Raw genomic sequence first — 3,684 nt, forward strand, 5'->3', positions numbered from 1 at the left:
ATCCCCGCGGTTATCGCATCCTCCATAAAATCCCGCGGCTGCCGGTATTGATCATCGAAAATTTAGTGAATCAGTTCGAAAGCTTTAGCGAAGTCAACAAAGCTTCGGTTGAAGACCTTGATGATGTTGAAGGCATTGGGGAAGTCCGTGCCAATAAAATTAAAGAGGGTCTTCGCATTTTAAAAAACCAGCTGGTCACAAATAGAAGGATGTAAAGCTTAACTTCAAAAAATTCCTATTTTAGCTTGAAATTGATTGGCGCTTATTTTTGACACCCAAAACACAGGGTGCTAGGCTAATATTACGAAAAAGAGAAGAGTCATATTTGTAAATCCACTAAATCCACTAAATCCTTAAGTGAATTTCACGTATATAATGAAAACGAATTTTCGAAGGTTTCATTTTATTTTATTGGTCAATAATGAGTAGAGGGAGGTGAAAGGGATGTTAAAACGCATTATACAAGCATGCTTCTTAATAGTCGGCGGAACTCTTGGTATGATACTCATTCCTGAATTATTAGTTGTTTTACATGCAGATGATATTGCTTTATTAAACAATCCTTATGTAAGTGTACTGTTGGGTGCCATTATCTTTTATCTTATTACTTTTTGGGCAGTAGATCATGTGATCTATTTTATGAAGTGGCTGGAGGAACAGCTCGTTAAGATACCGATTACGGACATCATTTTTGGCAGTGTCGGTCTTTTGGTCGGACTGCTCGCGGCGTTCTTGGTTGGCTACGCGTTCAGTGCCATCGGTGTTCCCATTTTAAATACGGTCGTTCCGATCATCCTTACGCTTTTGTTCGGATATCTCGGGTTCCAGGTCGGTTTTAAAAAACGCGATGAGCTATTGAATTTATTCACGAAAAGTAATAAGAAAAAGAATGCCGATGGTGAGGCCGGTGAGGATGAGGAAGGGTATAGCAAGCGACTGAAGATTCTCGATACAAGCGTCATCATCGACGGAAGGATTGCGGATATCTGTCAAACGGGCTTTCTGGAGGGCACGATCGTCATCCCTCAATTCGTATTGAATGAACTGCAGCATATTGCAGATTCATCTGATGCCTTGAAAAGGAATCGCGGCAGACGAGGCTTGGATATCCTGAACAGGATTCAGAAAGACCTTCCGATTAAGGTGGAAATGTACGAAGGTGACTTTGAAGACATTCAGGAAGTGGACAGCAAACTTGTGAAGCTTGCCAAAATATCAGGCGGAATGGTCGTTACAAATGATTTCAATTTAAATAAAGTATGCGAGTTTCAAAATGTGGCGGTCCTTAATATCAATGATCTGGCCAATGCCGTTAAACCTGTTGTACTTCCTGGCGAAGAGATGAATGTACAAGTCATTAAGGATGGTAAAGAGCAGAACCAAGGCATTGCCTATTTGGATGATGGTACGATGATCGTGGTCGAGGGCGGACGTGACCATATCGGAAAACGCATTGATGTCCTTGTCACAAGTGTGCTGCAAACATCTGCAGGCCGAATGATATTCGCTAAACCGAAACTATTAGAAAAAGCATTATAAGAAGAGTAGGAGAAACCGTTATGTTTTATGATGTAGTGATACCTGCAGCTGGACAAGGGAAACGAATGAAGGCTGGCAAGAATAAACTGTTTATTGAACTATCGGGCATCCCGATTATTGTCTATACGCTCCGTGTCTTTGAAGATGATCCCAACTGCCGGAAAATCATCCTTTCGATAAACCCGGCTGAAAAGGATCATTTCAACCAGTTGATGGCCGCTTACGGGATTAAGAAGGTCAAGGAACTCGTCAAGGGCGGCGGGGAGCGCCAGCAAAGCGTTTATAATGGGTTGCAGCATGCAGGAGAAGAAATCGTCCTTGTGCATGACGGGGCCCGTCCTTTTATCAATCAAGGGCAGATCAGTGATTTGTGTGAAGCGGCTTCCCTTCATGGCGGAGCAGTCATTGCTGTCCCCGTTAAGGATACGATTAAAAGGGCGACGGATAATAAGGTATTGGAAACGGTGGAACGATCAAGCTTGTGGGCGGTACAAACTCCACAAGCTTTTCGTGCATCCATCTTGAAGCGGGCGCATGAACAGGCGGAGGCAGAAGCCTTTTTAGGGACGGACGATGCAAGTTTGCTAGAACGGATCGATGAACAGGTAGTTATTATTGAGGGCAATTATGATAATATTAAAATTACGACTCAGGAAGATCTTTATTTTGCAGATGCGATTTTACATAAACACAAAAGAAAATGATTGGGGATATTGATATGTTTCGAATTGGACAAGGATATGACGTTCATCAACTTGTTGAGGGAAGGCCACTAATTATCGGCGGCATTACGATCCCGTATGAGAAGGGGCTGTTAGGACATTCCGATGCGGATGTTCTTTTGCATACAGTTGCCGATGCCTGCCTAGGGGCAATTGGAGCAGGGGATATCGGTAAGCATTTCCCGGATACCGATCCGGAATTTAAAGATGCCGATTCGGCAAAGTTGCTGCGCCATGTTTGGGCAATCGTAAAGAAAGAAGGATATGAACTGGGCAATGCCGACTGTACAATCATCGCCCAAAGTCCAAAAATGGCACCGCATATTGAGGATATAAGGGTCAGGATAGCGGAGCTTCTCGATACCTCGACAGATAGAATCAATGTAAAGGCGACCACTACGGAGAAACTTGGTTTTACGGGCAGAAGCGAAGGGATAGCGGCACAGGCTGTCGTCTTATTGGTTAAATCAAACTAAATTCGTTTTTAGAGTGGATGCCTTTATCCAATCGTCCATAAATGATAAAATGAACAATAGAAAAGAACGACTGGGAGGTCTATTTATATCATGAGCAGCGATATTCGAGTTCGCTATGCACCGAGTCCGACTGGACATTTACATATAGGGAATGCACGGACGGCATTATTCAATTATTTATACGCACGAAACAAGGGCGGGAAATTCATCATCCGCATTGAAGATACCGACCAAAAGAGAAATATTGAAGGCGGCGAGGAAAGCCAGCTTAAATATTTAAAGTGGCTTGGCATCGAATGGGATGAAGGCGTTGATGTCGGCGGCGAATATGGTCCGTATCGTCAGTCTGAAAGGAATGACCTTTATCAGGAGTTGTATCAGGAGCTTTTGGATAAGGGCTTGGCTTATAAATGCTATTGCACGGAAGAGGAGCTTGAAGCTGAACGCGAAGGTCAGGTCGAGCGGAATGAAACACCGAAGTATTCAGGAAAGTGCAAGCACTTAACCGAGGAGGAGCAAGCGGAATTAGTTGCTGAAGGAAGAAAGCCTAGCATCCGCTTTGCCGTTCCTGCAGGGGAAGTCCTTACTTTCAAGGATATGGTCAAGGATGACGTCTCGTTTGAAACGGATGGTTTTGGTGATTTTGTCATCGTCAAAAAGGATGGCGTTCCGACTTATAACTTTGCGGTAGCTGTCGATGATCACTTGATGAAGATATCCCATGTGCTTCGCGGGGACGATCATATTTCCAACACGCCGAAGCAAATGATGATCTATGAAGCATTCGGCTGGGAGCCACCGGTATTCGGTCATATGACACTGATCGTGAATGAAAGCAGGAAGAAACTAAGTAAACGGGATGAATCGATCATTCAATTCATTGAGCAATATGAAGAACTTGGATACCTGCCTGAGGCCTTATTCAATTTCATTACATTACTTGGCTG

Annotated in this window: 5 protein-coding genes; all 5 read left to right on the top strand. The window is 43.6% G+C overall.

The window, feature by feature from the left end; translation table 11 throughout:
- Window positions 1-215 (top strand): helix-hairpin-helix domain-containing protein (locus CVN76_RS30090; RefSeq protein ID WP_332850723.1); only part of this gene is annotated, 215 nt, incomplete at its 5' end.
- 229 nt (window positions 216-444) lie between these two features.
- Complete coding sequence (locus CVN76_RS30095) at window positions 445-1,539, top strand: PIN/TRAM domain-containing protein (RefSeq protein ID WP_061141082.1); 1,095 nt, start codon at window positions 445-447, stop codon at window positions 1,537-1,539.
- 20 nt (window positions 1,540-1,559) lie between these two features.
- Window positions 1,560-2,243, top strand: a complete 684-nt coding sequence (ispD, locus tag CVN76_RS30100; protein ID WP_100534247.1) for a 2-C-methyl-D-erythritol 4-phosphate cytidylyltransferase — start codon at window positions 1,560-1,562, stop codon at window positions 2,241-2,243.
- Window positions 2,244-2,257: 14 nt separating this feature from the next.
- Window positions 2,258-2,737, top strand: a complete 480-nt coding sequence (ispF, locus tag CVN76_RS30105) for a 2-C-methyl-D-erythritol 2,4-cyclodiphosphate synthase (RefSeq protein ID WP_100534248.1) — start codon at window positions 2,258-2,260, stop codon at window positions 2,735-2,737.
- Between the two features lie 90 nt (window positions 2,738-2,827).
- Window positions 2,828-3,684, top strand: an 857-nt coding sequence (gene gltX / locus CVN76_RS30110) for a glutamate--tRNA ligase (RefSeq protein ID WP_100534249.1), incomplete at its 3' end; no start/stop codon positions are given.

It is taken from the genome of Bacillus sp. mrc49, assembly GCF_002803435.1.